We start from the raw sequence: 17,891 nt of genomic DNA, 5'->3' as shown, positions 1-17,891 counted from the left end.
ATATATGAGACACCTCTTTTCACTCTGCAAATAGCGCTTGAAATTCCTCTATAAATAGCTGCACAGCTATTGAAGAATCCTTTAATGAAGGAACAGCTAAAGCAATTTCTCTCCATACTTGTGGTTCCAATTCCCTCGTTTGCACATTCTGTGGTAAATTCGTTAAAGATAATTCGGCTAATATTGCAATACCTAATCCTTCTTGAATCATATTTAAAGCTGTAGTAACGGTTGATATTACATACTCAGCCCGAAGTGGTACGTTGGCTTGTTTAAACATATCAATAATGGGTGGTTCATATCCGCCCTTACATAATATGATTGGTTCATTCTCTAAATCACTAATTGTAATAGAGTCCTTCTTACAAAGAGGATGGTCATCTCTTAAGATAACAACCATTTTTCCTTTCGTTAAGGGAACAATCTCCATCTCTTTATTAGGCAAAATAACAATTCCTATATCAACAACCCTCGATACTAACCAATCTTCAACCTCTTGAATCGTTCCTTCGCAAAGAACGACCTCTAAGTTCGGATACTTCTCTTTAAAATGGTTTATCATTTTCGGTAAGAAATGTGCAGAAGCACTCGGAAAACTCCCAATTCGAATCGTCCCCACTTCGTGCCCTTTCTCCATCGCAACTTCTTGTTCAATCTTCTCTACACTGTTCAAAATCTCTCTAATATGTACAAGAATTCTGTTTCCTACATCCGTAACAATTAGCCCTTTTCGTTTATCACGTATAAGAATCGTAACTCCTAACTCTGACTCAATACTTGAAATGGCATGACTGACTGCTGGCTGCGTCATATTTAACACCCGGGCCGCCTTCGTAAAACTACCTAACTCAACAGTTTTTATTAATACTTGCAGTTGTGTAATGGTCATAACTAATCACTTATACTCCTTATAAAAAAGATTCATTTTATTTATCACTGTCGATATCATATCATAGTGAAATGAATAACAACAAGGAGGTCTTACCGTGACACAGCTTTCTCGAACTAAGACGGCCATCATCCTTACCTTTCTCGTTTTCATGTGGGGAATCAATTGGCCTTTATCTAAGTTTGCCCTGCATTATACACCACCCGTTTTATTTGCAGGCGTTCGAACTTTAATTGGAGGATTCATTTTACTCCTGTTCGCATTACCGAAATACAAAGAGTTACACATAAAAGAAACTTGGCATTTATACGTTATTTCTTCTTTACTTAACATCATTATATTTTACGGATTACAAACTGTCGGCCTTCAATATATGCCTGCTGGGCTATTTTCCGCCATCGTATTTCTACAACCAGTTTTACTCGGCATTTTCTCATGGATTTGGCTTGAAGAATCTATGTACGGCTTAAAAATTTTCGGGCTTGTTCTTGGATTTATTGGCGTAGGTGTTATTAGCTCTAGTAGTTTAACTGGACATATTTCTATTATCGGAGTCCTTCTCGCGATAGGATGCGCTATTGGCTGGGCACTTGGAACAGTATTTATTAAGAAGACTGGGCACCGCGTTAATTCCATTTGGATGGTAACACTGCAGCTTATTATTGGCGGATTCTGCTTAATTGGATTTGGTTCAGAGTTTGAAAGCTGGTCTAGTATCGCTTGGAGTATGCCATTTGTTAGCGTACTACTCTTTATTTCATTCTTTGTTATTGCAATGGGATGGCTTGCTTACTTCACACTCGTTGGAGCTGGTGAAGCAAGTAAAGTTGGTGCTTATACATTTCTTATTCCACTAATCGCTATTATTGTAAGTTCAATTTTCTTACACGAAGCCATTACTATTAGCCTATTCATTGGACTATTATTTATTGTTGTGAGTATTTGTTTTGTTAATATAAAGCCGAAAACACTTGCTGTAAGGCAGCAGGTTGAAGTGAAATAAATATAAAAAAGAGCCCACTGTTTGTAGGCTCTTTTTTATATCTTATTTTTTACGACGTACTACAAAAACACACGCACCTACCGACGATACAATCGCCAAAATAGATAAAACAATCGCTATTACTTGCATATTACTAGTGCCTTCATTCTTTTCTACACTAGACACTTCACCATGTTCTCCTGTTAATGACGTACCTTTTGCAATTGTAGTAAGTGAATGTGGTTTTTCAGCTTTTTCATCGCCTGTCCATTCAACAATTTCTCCGTCTTTATATTGTTGATATGCATCCCAAGCTATTTTTTGTTCTTTATCAGGGTTTTTAGCGACGAAAGTAAATCGCTGGAACTGACCAGGTAAAATCCCTTCCCCTGTTGCTTCCCATACTACTGTTTTCACTTTTCCAGCATTATCTTTTTGCTCTTCCACTTTCCATCCTGGCACTGGTTCATACTGTTGGAACTCCACTCCAGACGGTATTTTCAATGTGATTTTTGTCGTTGCTACATTCTTTTCAACTGGTACTTTTATCGTGTAAGTCTCCCAAGAGTTAACGTCCGAAGTTGCTGGTTTCACAGTAACGTGCGCACTAACAGGTAACGAAAAAATCCCCATTGCAATAATTGTTGCGATCATTGTTGTGCCAATTTTTTTTATACGTTTCATTTTCTATTAGCTCCTTTTTATCTATACCTTCTCTTTATCTGCCGCCTACTATAAATTTATAATCCGTATCAAAGCTATCAAGAGATTTTGTTAATCCATGCACTTGTATATTCCAGTTTCCTGTCATGTTAATATACATACCTTCTGCTTCATATTCTCCTGGTGAAACGGCGGAAACTTTAAATGAACCTTTTCCCATATTCATATCTAATGATTGCGTAGTTAAAATAATTTGCTCCATATCGGTAACAGGTTGTCCATTCTCATCCTTTAAAGTAATATGGAATGTATTTTGTCCTACTTTATTAGGACTTACATGTAAAGTAAGTTCATATCCATTATCTAATTGTTTACTCTCTGTAAAAGGTCCAGTAGGAGGCATCGGTGGTGTTTGTACGTTTGTCATAAAAGCTACGATTATGAAAATAATAATTCCAATGATAAACTCTATTTTTACCGTAGCGCCTAATCCTTGCTCCGCTCTCATTTTCCCTTTTACATAATGAACAATTCCCAATATCCCCATGAAAATGAATAAAAGCATCTTCACTAATAAAGCTAATCCATACTTCGTATCAAATAACGAGTGGATTGTTGGAATAAAGAATGTACTGTTAAAAAGACCAGTTATTAAAATCACAATGACAGCACCTGTTGCCCACGGTGAAAAGCGCTTAATCATATCCCAATACTTACTCCACTTGTCATCCTCTTTACGTAAAAGAAGAATAATGGATGATAGACCACCAATCCATAATGAAGCTGCGAATAAATGTAGAAAGTCCATAATAACAGCAATCTCTTTAAACTTTAAACCATATGCGTGACTATTAAATGCTTTCATAACAAGTATCCCGATAAATAATACTATCGGAATGCTCCAAACTTTAAACGACGATAGCTTCTCGCACTTCATCGCAAAATACGTAACGATTATAAGCAAACTAATAAGAGTCATTTGAGTGAGCCATACGTAACTAAAAACAGAAAGCTGTAACGTTTCTTTTAATAGTAAAGGATCGAATGCTGCTAGCCATGAAACATCTGCATTTATTTTCGCTTGCAATGGTAGATTGAATAGTAAACTAATGAATATACCAATTAATGAGATCCATATTATTTTTTTGCTCCTTGATCGAACCGAGATTGCATTCCCTTTGTACATAATAAGATTAAAGAATAGCACTCCTATAAATAGTGAGAAACTTGTATATAGAACTCCACGTTCCATAATCATATCTATTTGCGGGACATACCCCATCTCTTCTACCTGTACATCGTCTGCTCCCGCTTCCTCTGATCCAATCCGGAACGGAATAACTCCTTGAATAGGATGACCGTCAGCAGAAATCACTTTCCACTGAATAGAGTAGAGTCCGTTTTTTAAGTTTTCTTTTAACTCTACTTCTAATAACTTTTTGTTTTTCTTATCGATATGAGCATCTTTTAAATCTACTCTTGTACCTGCGGTATCTCTTACAAACAATGTATTAAAATGCGAAACTTGTATATCCTCATCGAATTCAATTTTCACAACAGCTGGTGCTTTCTTCAACGTTTCATTTTCAGCAGGGTTTGATTTCACAATGTACGCATGAGCAGATGCACTTTTCGGCATCGATATGATAAGTACACATGCAATGAATAACCATGCCCCTAACCTTTTCATTACTTTCACAATCATTTCACTTCTTTCTTACTCATCGCTATACTTCCATTCCTTTAACTTTCCAAGTTCAATTCTCCGGCGAAATATTAACCTGATTAAATATAAATTTCTATACAAAATAACTCTTTATTTCTCTCTCACCTCTAAACTTCCAATACAATAGTAACTACCTTCATAGATACAACTTACATTTTTAAAGTCGATTGTTATTATATCATAAAATATATTTATGTAAGTTCCTGAAGAAGAAAAGTTATCGTGAATCATTTGTGAAGAAAGTGTGAAATACATAAATAAAAAGGTATTACGTAATAACGTAATACCTTTCTTCCATCATAAAATTTCTCTACTTCTCTTCCGGATAATCACAATACTCAATGATTGTTCCCTCTGTATCTGCTGGGTTAAGATAAATTAACCTTCTACCGTGCTTATTAATCCGAAGTGTATGCTCTAACGTTCGAATACCTTGTTCTTTTAATTCTTCTAAAGCTACATCTAAATCATCGACACGATATGCAACGTGATGAACACCTTTACCTTTTTGCTTTATAAATCTGGCAATTGGTGAAGTCGTATTATTCGTTGGTGCAAGTAATTCAATTCTATCTCCATCCACTTCAAGAATGGCGACTTCACTTTCAACACCAGGAGCTTCACTTACGTAACGATCTATTAAAGTTCCTAACAACACCTTTTCATAAAAACGTATCGTACTATCTATATCTCGAACTGCGATGCCGATATGATCAATTGTTTTTTTCATTTTATGTCCCCTACTACTTTATTTTCTTTCATTATTAATAGTAACAAAAAAAGTTATAGAAACAAGTTCTATAACTTTTTTATTTAACCTATTTTCTTATTTGCACTAGCTGCTGGTTGAACTTGATTTTTCACTTTGATAATGCTAATGCCGTATCCGATAAATCCACCGATAATCGCTGGTAAGATCCATCCTAATCCTACTTCTTGCATCGGAAGGAATTTAGTGAACACTCGGCTTACTACTTCAATGTTAACTCCAGCTGCACTTAATCCATCGAATAAGCTAATGATAAATGTTACGATTAAGCTCACTTGATAAACTTCAGCTCTTCCTTTGAATAATGAATGGAAGAAGGTTAAGAAAATCAATACAATGGCTAGTGGATAAATTGCTGTTAATACTGGAACAGAAACTGCGATTAATTGTGTTAACCCTACGTTTGCAACAATGGCACTAAATACACAGAGCGTGATTGCAATTGCTTTGTAAGGAACATTTGGGAATAACTTATGGAAGAATGAAGAACATGCTGATACAAGTCCCACACTAGTTGTTAAACAAGCTACTGTAATCATTAATCCTAATAATACTCCGCCATATGATCCAAAATAGTAGTTAGAAACTTTCGCTAATACTTCTCCACCGTTCTCTAAATGTCCAAGCTTTGCAACACTTGAAGCACCCATATAAGAAAGAGCTGTATAGATAATCGCTAAAATAGATGCTGCAATGATTGTTGCTTTTGCACAAACGACCATAATTTGTGTTTTCGTTTTTGCACCTTTTTCTTTAATTGCATTAATGATAATAATTCCAAATACGAATGATGCAAGTGTGTCCATTGTTAAGTATCCTTCTTGGAATCCTTTAAAGAATGCATGTGACGTATAAGCTTCTACTGGTGCTTGCATATCTCCAATCGGATGTATAAAAGCAACGATTACTAAAATACCAATGAAAGTCAACTTAATTGGCGTTAAGATTTTTCCAACAATATCGACAATTTTCGCAGGATTTAGCGAAAAAAAACAAGTGATGCTAAAGAATACAATCGTGAAAAGAATTAAAGGTGTAGAACCTAATCCTTCTGGCATAAACGGTTTAAGACCAATTTCATAAGAAACATTTCCTGTTCTTGGTATTGCAAATAACGGACCAATCGCTAAGTATAAAACTGTTGTAAACACAATCCCGAACACTGGGTGAGCACGACTTGCTAATGACTGTAAATCATCTTTACCCGAAAAACCAAATGCTAGTACACCTAGTAATGGTAATCCTACACCTGTTACTAAAAATCCAGCGTTTGCAATCCATACATTCTCTCCTGCCGATTGCCCTAACATTGCCGGGAATATTAAATTTCCTGCTCCAAAAAATAGTGCAAATAACATTAATCCAATAACTACTATGAACGAAAACGGTACTTTATTCGCCATAATATAACCCCCATTCAAATTTCCTTATCTCATTTTCCATTTTTAACTAATTGAATTTTCTGAATTTTTAATTCGACTATCAACTATTCTTGAACTCATTATAGTTTGCTATATAATATTTTGCAATACTATTTTCAAACTTTTCATTTATTTTATAAATATACATTTTTTAACATAGAAATAGACTAAAAAACCAACATGGTCATCCATGTTGGTTTTTTACATTTATTATCAATTAAAATTTCGCCGCTACTTTTTTAACGTTCTCTAAACCTTCTTCAACAATTTGTTGTGAACGATCTGGATATTGATTGTGCCCCTCAATTACAACAGTCTCTGGATTTGTAATTCCCCAGAACCCAAGTACATTCGTTACATAATTAACGGCCATTTCCATAGGAGCCATTTGTTCTGAAGAGTAATCTGAACCACGCGCACCTAATACAACGACTTTCTTATCACCAGCTAAACCTTCCGGACCATTTGCTGTATATTTAAATGTTTTTCCAGCTTGAGATAAATATGAAATATACGTAATTAATGGCGCTGGCACTGTGAAGTTCCATAGTGGAAAGGCAAAAACAACTTTATCAGCTTCTAAGAACTGATTTAAATATTGATCTACCGTAGCTACAGCCTTCTCTTCTTCTGCTGTTAACTCCATTCCTTGACTACGTTTGTATCCACCTGAAATAGCAACATTTCCGTAATACGGAAGATCTAATGCGAATAAATCTAACTCCGTAATTTCTGTATTTGGGTTCGCTTCTTTATAAGCACTTACAAATGTTTCATACATTCTTGAACTAACTGCTTGCTCCGCTGGACGATCGTTTGCTTTTACAAATAATACCTTTGACATTGTTTTATTCCCCTCTACTTTTGTATTTTCTTCTTTTTTACCAAATAGCGAGCTAAATAATCCCATTTTCTTCACCTAAACTTTCTTATCATATTCATTATTCATCATCATAAAAATTCTTATTCTAGTAAAAAGTTCCAATAGATACCTTAAGTACAAACATAAAAAACTTTTTGTTATTTAATTACCTTATGTAAGTGATTGTAATACAGTTACTTACTTTAGTCAAGTAACTTTAAATAAAAAACAATACCTTGGATTAAAAATAATGACCACAATACAATTCATACACCCATTGTAACTTTATTGTTTGTATAATGGATGTAGAGAGGGCAATTCATATTTAGAAAGGATTTACTCATGAGCACTATAGAAAAGATTCAAACTTTCATTATTCTTTTTGCTGTTACATGCGGCATCGTACTCGGACAATTCCATTTGATACATATGTATTCAGAGCAATTTATTGTCCCCTTCTTATTTTTCATGCTGTATGGATTATTCCTCAGCATCCCATTGAAAGAAATAAAAAGCGGGTTCCGCAATTTAAAATTTGCTGGAACGAGCCTTACTATTAATTTTGTATGGACACCTTTACTCGCTTGGGGGTTAGGAGCACTATTTCTTTCAGATCACCCAGCACTTTGGGTTGGATTTATTATGTTAATGGTTACTCCATGTACAGATTGGTACTTAATCTTTACTGAAATAGCGAAAGGAAATGTAGCACTTTCTACTGCCATTTTGCCTGTAAATTTAATATTGCAAGTACTACTCCTTCCCATTTATTTATTTTTATTTGCTGGTGTCATGAAGACTGTAGCGGTTTCTGTTTTAGTAGAAAGTATTGTTATCGTAATCGTCTTACCATTTGTACTTGCACACGCTACAAAATTCATTATGAATAAAATGAAAAAGGCTGAAATACTCGAGAATACACTCATTCCGTTTTTCAGCTCTGCACAAATTGTATTTTTAAGTTTAGCAATCGTAGCGATGTTTGCGTCACAAGGAAAATATTTACTACAAAATATGAATGTTGTTTTACTATTACTCATTCCTGTTCTATTGTTCTTCTTCATTAATTTTATACTCGGTCAATTTATCGGACGCATGATGCGTTTATCTTATAAAGATACAGTTAGTCTAAGCTTAACTACATTAGCAAGAAACTCGCCTGTTGCACTCGCTATTGCTGTAACAGCTTTTCCAGACGAACCTCTTATCGCTCTTGCATTAGTGATTGGACCATTAATAGAACTACCAGTACTTGCTTGTGTGTCACAAGTGTTATTACTTATTAAGAAAAAAAAGCAATATACATAATAAAAAAACGTCCTACTTTGGGACGTTTTTTTATTTTCAAGAACTTATAGAAGTAACGATAATTATTGGCTCTATTGGTTATAGAAAATTAGCTTGTCGTTACATTTACAATGTCTTTCTAATTAAAAATTATAGGAAAAGTAAATATTACGAAAGCTGCCCAAAGTCCGTAGATTGGCAAATATTTCGTAACAGCATCTTGGATAGCTGTCGGTCCTGATTTGTTTTGTAGAAAACGCATATAGGAGAACATAATCCAAATGAGATTTGCCCAAATCAGTATGTTTACGCCTAAAACAGCAAGTCTATTAGGTGTAATCCCGTAAGAAGAAAGTCTAAATACGATGGCTGACAATGCGACAGTATCAATAATAAGTGCCAAAACAATTAAGGCAAAGTTTATATAATCTGAAATGCTCTTTTTCTCATCTGACTCACTCTCAACGATAGAAAATATAGTAACAGCCAATACACCAAGGAGTATTCCGTTGAAGACCATTAGGAAATTGCGGTCCAAGAATGGATTTTTCCCGACCCAAATTACCGTTATAAGATAAATAAACAATGTGATCAAGACAAGCGGACTAAAAATTTTAGATATGTATGGTGTAATATTTTTAGCAAGTTTAAGATTCAATGATACTAAGTATGCAGCCACTACAGCGAGAGCGGCAGCTCCAAATAAAACAACATTACTAAAATAGAACTCTCCTATATCCAAGTCAACAAAGCTAAATAATCGCATTGTGAATAATGCTAGTATCATTCCGCTCACTGCCATGCTCGCGTAGAGAAGGCCATATTCTAAATTAAATTTAATATACGCTAATCTTGTACTACCTTTTGAATATTCATTTCCCGTAAACGCAACTCCCAATAAGACCCATAACAATATAGGAAGATGTAAATACGCAAGGATACTGCTGTCTTTATAATTTAATGGCAACATATTAAGATACAACCCGACAATTAAGAACAACGCTGCAAGGAAATAAATAATACTTTTTTTCGGAGTATTATTGTAAATAAAATAAGCAGCAATAAAGGGAATTACACCAAAAGCCAAGTTAATTGGAGCAATTGCTTCCTGCTCAACAAAGTGGAAAATGATTCTAGTACTTAGCCCTGCTAAAATAGCTAACATGCCCATGAATAAGAAACCTTTTTGAAACAGTGATATTTTTTCTTTATTTGCCGTCTCCTTGAAATGCAATCTTTCATACCAAGCAGCTAGTACCTGAGAATCAGGGTTTTCATCCCATGCTTGTGAGAATGACTTTTTAAAAGCTTTTGGGTCTTTTCTATACATTCTCTCCAACTCATGAGGATTATCCATATTTTCAATAATCAAATTGTGATTGTTCATAGTTTTACCTCCTCTAATAAAAAACAGCGTTGTTACCTTTCTATAAAAAGCACCTCACTGATTTATCATGATATTGATTCTAATACAAATTTTATTGTTTTACAATAAATAATTATCAATTATAAAGATTTTTTTATTGTATATTTTATTTTAAATAAAAATAAATAGTACAACTTATTCAAAAAAATATCCTATAGAATAGACTTTTTTAAGTGTCTATTCTATAGGATACAGTTTAATTATCATATTTTTTTATTTGTTGAAACTACTTAATTCTCAAACACAAAGTTAATCTTATTATCTTTCCACTCTAACATCGCATCAAACGTTTTCTCGCCTTTTTTAAAGCCTTTAATTAAATCGGTCTTTTCACCTTTTAAGAGCTTTGTCATATTTTTTTGCGAAATTGTTTTACTTAATATCTTCTTTGAGATGGTAAAATCACATTGTGTTGTATTGTAGTTAGAACAACCGTAAAATGTTGATTTATCAATCACATCGCCATCACATTTTTTACAACTACCAACCTTTTTACCTGTTGTAAATTTCGATCCTTTTCGCTCAATCGATTCAACATGTAATCCAGTGAAATCCCACTTCTCCGACATTTCCACTGCATCTTCAATAATTTTAGCTGATAGCTTTTTCGTTTGTTCCATAAATGTAGCTGGTGATGCTGTACCTTCGCCGATTTCCGCGAGGCGCTGCTCCCATTTCGCTGTCATTTCTGGTGAAGCTAATATTTTGTCTCCGATTGCGGTAATTAATACTTTCCCTTTATCAGTTGCATACACTTGGTTCTTCTTCACATCTATATATTTACGGTCTTTCAGCATCGTAATAATTCCAGCGCGCGTTGCCTCTGTACCTAAACCTTCTGTTTTCTTTAATACTTTTTCAAGCTCTTCGTTCTCTAAATACTTACCTGCCGTTTTCATTAACGTAATAAGTTGCCCTTCTGTATAACGCTTCGGTGGTTGTGTTTTTCCTTCTTTCACTTTCACCTTTACAACTTTTCCTTGTTCACCTTCAGCTACAATTGGAAGAATCGTTTCGTCATCTTTATCATCTTGGAAAATAACTTTACGCCAACCTTCTTGAATTTGCTGTTTTCCTTTTGAAATGAATTCAGCACGTTCATCTACAAGCGTTACAATCGTTGTATAATCAAAGATCGCGACTTCATAGTGAGCGGCAATAAGTCTTCTTACGATCATATCGTAAATTTTCTTTTCATCACCTGATAATCTGCTTGGGTTTGTAACTTGCTCTGTCGGAATAATGGCGTAGTGATCTGTTACTTTCTTTTCATTCACATAACGCTTATTGTTCATAATTGATTCAACTGGTGCAGGTAATAACCCTTTATATTCATCAAACTGACTTAACTTCTGTAAAATATCAGGGAAGGTCGCTGCTTCTCCTTGTGTAACATAGTTGGAATCTGAACGCGGATAAGAGACAATTCCTTTTTGATATAAAGCTTGCGTTATATCAAGCGTCTTTTTCGGTGAAAATTTGAATGCTTTATTTGCCGTAGCTTGCAGTGACGATAAGTTAAATAAAAGCGGTGGCTGAAACTCTTTACGCTCCGTTTTCATTTCTTTTACTACTGCCGGTTTCCCTTGGCAAAATGCCGCAATTTTATTTGCCATATCAGGGTCTTGTAAGCGGGATTCACTATCCTTCTCCCATTTCCCCTCATACTTCTTTCCTTCTATATTAAAGGTTGCGAACACTTCCCAAAACGGCTCAGACTTAAAGTTTTCAATTTCTTTCTCACGCTTTACAATTAACGCGAGTGTCGGTGTTTGTACACGACCAGCTGAAAATACATCGTTCATTCCTTTTTTCTTTAGCAAAATACTAAAGACACGCGATGCATTCATACCAACGACCCAATCCGCACATGACCTTGTATACGCCTCATAGTACGTATTAATTGTATCTGCTTCATCTAGTAAATTTTTAAATCCTTGGTATATAGCTTGTTTCGTTAAAGATGAAATCCAAAGACGCTTCATCGGCTTTTGCACGTTACAAAGATTAATAATGTTTCGTACGATTAATTCCCCTTCACGCCCAGCATCGCCCGCGTGAATAATTTCTGTTACCTGTGGATTATGTAACAGCTGTTTCACAACGTTAAACTGCTTATACTTTGACTTTGTTACTTCAAATTGAAAACGCTCTGGAATCATCGGTAACGTATTAAGTGACCATTTTTTCCACTCTGCGTGATAATGCTCTGGATTACATAACTGCGTCAAATGACCAATTGCCCATGTACAGTACGCTCCATTTGGAAATAACTCATTCGCTTCTACTTCTAAATATCCATCTTTTCGGCGATATTTAAACTGTGAAACAAGAGCCAAACCTTGATCTGGTTTCTCGGCAATAATTAATTTCATTTTATAACTCCCTATCCGTATTCCAGTGTTACTTTCATTGTCTATCTGTTTAGAGGCGATGATAAAACAACAATCTTATTTATCATTCGCGGGTTACCCCGGGTAATGGGATAACTATAATATTATACGCTTATTCTTTATAGCTTCACAATAGAAACTCATTATCTGCACAATTTCTTTCACATGCTTATATTTGAAATTGTGCAGATAATATGCAGATATAAATAAGCATAAGTACTCTCCATATGAACATATGATGAAATGAATGATAGGACAGGGAGGTATCATAATGTTCGCTTACACATTAACGGCCTTAACACTTTGTTGTATCTCGATTCTTATTACATCGTATATATCTAAATGCAAGGGTACCCTAATGGAGTATATGGTATTTATTATGTCTTTTAGTATGAGTATCGGTTTAAGCATAGGATTTTATTTAGGTATTCTTTTTAAAGGAGAATTACTCTATTCTACTTTGCTTGCTATATTAATTAGTGGTTGTATCGGTTTTTTAGTCGGTCTACGTTTTCACCTATATACTGCTTTAGAAGGGATGTTCTCTGGATTAATGGCAAGTATGATGGGAGCAATGATTACAGAAATGTTAAACGCTCAACAAGCTCATAGTATACTGTTTATTAGCCTTTTACTTACGATAACAATAACTATGTCATGCATAATTCAACTTTTATCAGAAACTTTTTCTGCTTTTATCCAAAGGCGTTTTTTATTATTACTTTCAATTAGTGTGGTAATTATCGTTGCCGTATTCGTGACATTCCCAGATCATACTCCCCCACCTTCAGCCGGGCATGATCAACATATACATTGATACTTGGAATATAATCAACTTTATAAATAGAAGATGATTTTCGAGAAAATATCGCGGTTTCAAATGAACAAAATAAAAAGACGCTCAAACTTGAGCGTCTTTCCCTATCATTATTTCGTAACAACTTCATCTTCTCTTACATTCACATTATTTTCTCTCATAAACTCTTCAATCTCTTCAACTTCTCTAATGATATCTTTTGACAAGTTTTCATGTCCGTCTTTCGTTACAAGAATATCATCTTCAATACGAATTCCAATTGATTCTTCTTCAATATAAAGACCAGGTTCAATTGTTATTACCATACCTTCTTCTAACACTCTATCTTTATATGTTCCTACATCATGCGTATCTAAACCAAGGAAATGGCTGACACCATGATAATAGTATTTTGATAACTCTTCGTCTTCTTGAATTAAACCAATTTCTTTACACTCTTCTGCTAGTACCTTTTTTGTATGCTCATTTAATGCAGCAAACTTTACACCTGGCTTAATCAGTTCCGTTGTTTCTTTCAATGCTTTTAATACAATATTATACATTTGTTTTTGGCGACTAGAGAATGTTCCATTTGCCGGGAATGTATAACTAATATCAGAGTTATAGTAGTCTTTTTGAGCGCCTAAATCTAGTAGTACTAAATCTCCATTTTGAATTTGTGCATCATTATCTTCATAATGAAGAACTGTAGCATTTTTCCCACTTGCCAAAATTGTATTGAACGCATGATGCTTAATGCCAGATGATTTCAGTGTGAAATCAAACTGAGCTTCTAATTCATACTCCATCATGTCAGCTTTTGCATGCTTAAGTACGTTGTAAATACCCTCTTTCGTTACAGCAATCGCTTCTTTAATAATTTCAACTTCTTCTTCTGTTTTAAACACTCGTAATTCACAAATATTCGGATATACATTACCAATTAAAACGTGTGGATACTGTTCCCTTACATGTTTAGCAAACGCAAGCGTTTTTGTCTCCGCTCCATTCCACTCACGACGCTCTAAATCTAAATATAGATGCTTCACATTTTCTGTAAAAAGTATATTTGACATTGTCTTTTCAAAGCTATCTAAATATACAACTTTCTTTATACCTGAAATTTTCTCTGCTTCTTCATTAGAAACTGTTTTACCGACCCATTTTTCCATTACTGGATCTGACTTTTCAATGAAAAGAATTTCTTCTACACTATTTCCAAACTTCTTCAACATGAAAATAACATTTGGTTCATCAATTCCTGTTACATAGTAAAAGTTTCGATTCGGCACAAATTTATAATGTGCATCAGCTGACATATGAGGTGCTTGTCCAGCAAATAAAATAGTAATAGATTCATCTGGTAATGTGTTTACTAATCGTTCTCTATTTTGAGCAAAAAATGTTGATTTCATAATAATCCCCCTAGCGTTCTATGTATGCTTGTAAAACTAATTGTCCTCTGTTATTCATTTTATTATTGTTATAATTTTTCGTCAATTTTTAACCTTTTAGATGTTGTTGACATAATAAAAATTAAGCGTTATAATAACTATACATTAGTAAGTAACTAATGTAATTAAATCTAACTAGAGGTGAATCAAATGAAAAACATTTTATTCCGTATTAACGAATTATCAAAAAAAGAAAAAGCATCTGGATTAACAGTTGATGAAAAACAAGAACAACAAATGCTGCGTCAAAACTATACAAAAACATTTCGTGGAAGCTTAGATTCCATTTTATTAAACACAAAAATTGTTGATCAAAATGGTCTCATCGTTACACCAGCTGCATTACAAGATGCTCAAATACGTTTAAAATTAAGCAAATGAAATCAATGCTAAAAAAACAGTCGTATAAAACATAAAAAGAGCCGGAATTCCTATTTAGAAATTCCAGCTCTTTTTATTGTTTTTTCTAATTTAGTAAACGAGCGATACATCGCAATTCTCCACGATACAATCATCGCAAATGCAAGTAAGAAAAACATTCCGCTTAACTCTGCTAAATCAATTGATTGACTTAAATATGATTTTAACGCTACTCGTACAGCCAATAACCCGACTAAAATAAATATAAACGCTTTTGACGGTTTCATATATATATCTTCACTTCTTATTTCAAACTTAGTTGTTTTAATAAGAAATATAGAGAACAGAAGTCCTATGCTAATCGCCTCTACTATTTCTAACGATGTTAATCGAAACTCCGGTAAGAAGTACATCATTGCGCCCGTACTCATAAAAATTGGCGGTAATATAATTTTCTTTTTCGTTACTGGCTTTTTCGCTGCTTTAAAGCGAAGAAACATTACCCCAACAGCCATACAAACTGCTACAATACTTGATAAAAGTGCTATCATATTCTCCACTCCTATCTATTTAAATGACTTTTTGAGCAAAATCATAAACCAAACGAGCCCGATACTTATAATAACGTGACCTAATCCAGCCATATGGCTTAAACCGTTAAAGTCAGTTCCATTTACTTGTAGAAGCCCTCTCCATAGCATTGTAGAGATTGTAAAAATTAATCCTGCATTATAAACCACAAACCATGCACGAAAGCTCTTTGTTTCTTGTACATGAAATGCTTTAAATAGACCCAAAGCGATTAAAAAGAAGACGAAACCAAGTACTAACACATGTGTATGCACCAATTGCAACATTGTGGATCCTTTAATTCCTTGTGCTTTCGAATACTCTCTTGCAAATACACCTGATAATAAACCGATAATTAAGTAAATAAATGCTGCATTATATAATTTCTTCATTTTATTCCTCCTGCTGTAAACTTTCCATATTCGCTGCAATCATTTTACGCAAAGTTTATGAACAGAATATGAACAAAATATTACATTCAAGTTTTGAAATTTAAAAAAACATCCCACAATTCATAATTGCGGGATGGCTTTTTTATTTTAAATCTTCTATTGAGAAAGCACCTGGAAGTAATTGCTCAACAGTCACTTCTTTTTCGTCGCCTTTTACATTCGTTAGTAAAACTGGCATTTTCGGTTCACAGAATTCAGCAATTACTTGTCTACAAGCACCACATGGTGAAATTGGTCCGTCCGTTTCGCCTGTAATAACTAAGTAGCTAAAATCGCGCTCGCCTTCTGATACTGCTTTAAAAACCGCTGTTCTTTCTGCACAGTTACATAAACCGTAAGAAGCATTTTCTATATTACAGCCAGTATAGATTTTACCTTCTTTCGTAACTAACGCTGCACCAACAGGAAATTTCGAATACGGAATATATGCTTTCGATAACATCTTATTTGCTTCTTCGATATATTTTTTCTTATCCATATTATTTCCTCCTCAAAGTAAGTGTAATTATGATTAGTCAGTAATAACTGTATGAACCAATTTAGGAGCCACTGCTGTTTCAGCGATAGAAATGTTCTCATAGATTTTTGCTTTTACATCTTCTACATTTTCACGATTTGCGTAGATTGTTACGAATGGCTCGCCTTCTTTTACTGCATCGCCAACTTTTTTACGTAACATTAATCCTACTGCTAAATCAATTTCATCTTCTTTTGTCGCACGGCCAGCACCAAGTAACATAGCTGCGATACCGATTTCATCTGCAACAATGTTCGAAATAACTCCTGAAGTTTTAGCAGGTACATCAATTACATACTTCGCCTGTGGCATTTTTTCTGGATTGTCTACAATTGAGCTATCTCCGCCTTGATTGCTTAAGAACTCTTTAAACTTCTCAGTTGCTTTTCCGTTTTTCATAACTTCAATTAGCATTTCACGAGCTTCTTCTAACGTATTTGCTTTTTTCGCAAGTACGACCATTTGACTTCCTAATACAAGTACTAATTCTGTTAAATCTTCTGGACCTTCACCTTTTAACGTATCGATCGCTTCTTTCACTTCTAGAGCGTTACCAATCGCAAATCCAAGCGGTTGTGACATATCTGAAATAACAGCCATTGTTTGACGTCCTACATTATTTCCGATACGTACCATTGCATGTGCTAATTCTTTTGCATCTTCCTCTGTTTTCATAAATGCGCCAGCACCTGTTTTTACATCAAGTACGATTGCGTCAGCACCAGCTGCAATTTTTTTACTCATAATTGAACTTGCAATTAAAGGAATTGAGTTAACAGTTCCTGTTACATCACGTAAAGCATAAATCTTTTTATCTGCAGGTGTTAAGTTTCCTGTTTGTCCAATAACAGCTACTTTGTCACGGTTTACAATATCAATGAACTGCTCTTTCGTAATTTCAACGTGGAATCCTTCTACCGCTTCTAATTTATCAATTGTTCCGCCTGTATGTCCTAATCCACGACCAGACATTTTTGCTACTGGTACATCTAAAGCAGCTACTAATGGTCCTAATACTAATGTTGTTGTATCACCAACACCGCCAGTTGAATGTTTGTCTACTTTAATTCCTTCAATTGCTGATAAGTCGATTGTTTCTCCAGACTCAACCATCGCCATCGTTAAATCTGCACGTTCGCGATCTGTCATATCTTTAAAGAAGATTGCCATTGCAAGTGCACTCACTTGATAATCAGGAATACTTCCGTCTGTATATCCATTAATAAAGAATTTGATTTCTTCAGTCGTCAATTCTTTGCCGTCACGTTTTTTTGCAATAATATCTACCATTCTCATTACAATCACCATTCCTTTTTATATGATA

The 17,891-nt window shown here is 34.5% G+C and carries 17 protein-coding genes; 4 read left to right on the top strand and 13 right to left on the bottom strand.

Annotation, left to right across the window (positions count from 1 at the left end; all coding sequences use genetic code 11):
* Nucleotides 1–19: 19 nt before the first annotated feature.
* Nucleotides 20–889 (bottom strand): LysR family transcriptional regulator, encoded by an 870-nt coding sequence (locus FS742_RS02025; RefSeq protein WP_144610992.1) that lies wholly within the window; start codon nt 887–889, stop codon nt 20–22.
* A 97-nt stretch (nt 890–986) separates the two neighbouring features.
* Here FS742_RS02025 and FS742_RS02020 point away from each other — a divergent pair, with 97 nt between their 5' ends.
* Nucleotides 987–1,892, top strand: coding sequence for a DMT family transporter (locus tag FS742_RS02020; RefSeq protein ID WP_144610991.1), 906 nt, complete (start codon nt 987–989; stop codon nt 1,890–1,892).
* Between the two features lie 42 nt (nt 1,893–1,934).
* Here the strand turns inward: FS742_RS02020 and FS742_RS02015 are convergent, their stop codons facing one another.
* The 5 genes from FS742_RS02015 to FS742_RS01995 all read right to left on the bottom strand — a co-directional run bounded on the left by FS742_RS02015 (nt 1,935) and on the right by FS742_RS01995 (nt 7,360).
* Complete coding sequence (locus tag FS742_RS02015; RefSeq protein ID WP_144610990.1) at nt 1,935–2,555, bottom strand: YcnI family copper-binding membrane protein; 621 nt, start codon at nt 2,553–2,555, stop codon at nt 1,935–1,937.
* A gap of 34 nt (nt 2,556–2,589) precedes the next feature.
* The gene (locus FS742_RS02010; protein WP_144610989.1) at nt 2,590–4,239 is read right to left on the bottom strand and encodes a copper resistance CopC/CopD family protein; all 1,650 of its coding nucleotides are present in this window, start codon (nt 4,237–4,239) and stop codon (nt 2,590–2,592) included.
* A 331-nt stretch (nt 4,240–4,570) separates the two neighbouring features.
* Nucleotides 4,571–4,990 (bottom strand): VOC family protein, encoded by a 420-nt coding sequence (locus FS742_RS02005; RefSeq protein ID WP_000750833.1) that lies wholly within the window; start codon nt 4,988–4,990, stop codon nt 4,571–4,573.
* 83 nt (nt 4,991–5,073) lie between these two features.
* Nucleotides 5,074–6,432 (bottom strand): branched-chain amino acid transport system II carrier protein, encoded by a 1,359-nt coding sequence (gene brnQ / locus FS742_RS02000; RefSeq protein WP_144610988.1) that lies wholly within the window; start codon nt 6,430–6,432, stop codon nt 5,074–5,076.
* A 235-nt stretch (nt 6,433–6,667) separates the two neighbouring features.
* Nucleotides 6,668–7,360 carry an FMN-dependent NADH-azoreductase gene (locus FS742_RS01995; RefSeq protein ID WP_144610987.1) on the bottom strand — a complete coding sequence of 231 codons (693 nt, stop codon included), beginning with the start codon at nt 7,358–7,360 and terminating at the stop codon, nt 6,668–6,670.
* Between the two features lie 294 nt (nt 7,361–7,654).
* On the opposite strand from FS742_RS01995, the gene FS742_RS01990 reads away from it, so the two are divergent.
* Nucleotides 7,655–8,620, top strand: coding sequence for an arsenic resistance protein (locus tag FS742_RS01990; protein ID WP_144610986.1), 966 nt, complete (start codon nt 7,655–7,657; stop codon nt 8,618–8,620).
* 118 nt (nt 8,621–8,738) lie between these two features.
* Here FS742_RS01990 and FS742_RS01985 read toward each other — a convergent pair whose 3' ends face one another.
* Nucleotides 8,739–9,986, bottom strand: a complete 1,248-nt coding sequence (locus FS742_RS01985; RefSeq protein WP_144610985.1) for a DUF4153 domain-containing protein — start codon at nt 9,984–9,986, stop codon at nt 8,739–8,741.
* A gap of 269 nt (nt 9,987–10,255) precedes the next feature.
* Entirely contained in the window at nt 10,256–12,400 is a 2,145-nt protein-coding gene (topB, locus tag FS742_RS01980; RefSeq protein ID WP_144610984.1) for a DNA topoisomerase III, read from the bottom strand.
* Nucleotides 12,401–12,689: 289 nt separating this feature from the next.
* Between topB and FS742_RS01975 the strand changes: the two genes are divergently transcribed.
* Complete coding sequence (locus FS742_RS01975; RefSeq protein WP_144610983.1) at nt 12,690–13,235, top strand: hypothetical protein; 546 nt, start codon at nt 12,690–12,692, stop codon at nt 13,233–13,235.
* Nucleotides 13,236–13,345: 110 nt separating this feature from the next.
* Here FS742_RS01975 and FS742_RS01970 read toward each other — a convergent pair whose 3' ends face one another.
* On the bottom strand, nt 13,346–14,629 hold the full coding sequence (locus FS742_RS01970) for an aminopeptidase P family protein (RefSeq protein ID WP_144610982.1): 1,284 nt from the start codon (nt 14,627–14,629) through the stop codon (nt 13,346–13,348).
* Nucleotides 14,630–14,818: 189 nt separating this feature from the next.
* On the opposite strand from FS742_RS01970, the gene FS742_RS01965 reads away from it, so the two are divergent.
* Nucleotides 14,819–15,049 carry a DUF896 domain-containing protein gene (locus FS742_RS01965; protein ID WP_000789776.1) on the top strand — a complete coding sequence of 77 codons (231 nt, stop codon included), beginning with the start codon at nt 14,819–14,821 and terminating at the stop codon, nt 15,047–15,049.
* A gap of 50 nt (nt 15,050–15,099) precedes the next feature.
* Here FS742_RS01965 and FS742_RS01960 read toward each other — a convergent pair whose 3' ends face one another.
* The 4 genes from FS742_RS01960 to FS742_RS01945 form a co-directional block, all read right to left on the bottom strand.
* On the bottom strand, nt 15,100–15,579 hold the full coding sequence (locus FS742_RS01960) for a CcdC family protein (RefSeq protein ID WP_144610981.1): 480 nt from the start codon (nt 15,577–15,579) through the stop codon (nt 15,100–15,102).
* Nucleotides 15,580–15,594: 15 nt separating this feature from the next.
* Entirely contained in the window at nt 15,595–15,990 is a 396-nt protein-coding gene (locus tag FS742_RS01955) for a DUF2871 domain-containing protein (RefSeq protein ID WP_144610980.1), read from the bottom strand.
* Nucleotides 15,991–16,132: 142 nt separating this feature from the next.
* Complete coding sequence (locus FS742_RS01950; RefSeq protein WP_144610979.1) at nt 16,133–16,528, bottom strand: cytidine deaminase; 396 nt, start codon at nt 16,526–16,528, stop codon at nt 16,133–16,135.
* A 33-nt stretch (nt 16,529–16,561) separates the two neighbouring features.
* A complete protein-coding gene (locus tag FS742_RS01945; RefSeq protein WP_001983022.1) occupies nt 16,562–17,863 on the bottom strand; it encodes a pyrimidine-nucleoside phosphorylase in 1,302 nt (433 codons plus the stop codon).
* Nucleotides 17,864–17,891: the final 28 nt, after the last annotated feature.

This window comes from Bacillus cereus, from assembly GCF_007678085.1.
Classification (GTDB): domain Bacteria; phylum Bacillota; class Bacilli; order Bacillales; family Bacillaceae_G; genus Bacillus_A; species Bacillus_A cereus_BE.
Note: the sequence above shows the minus strand (reverse complement) of the source record. Positions and strands in the feature narration are given on the sequence as shown.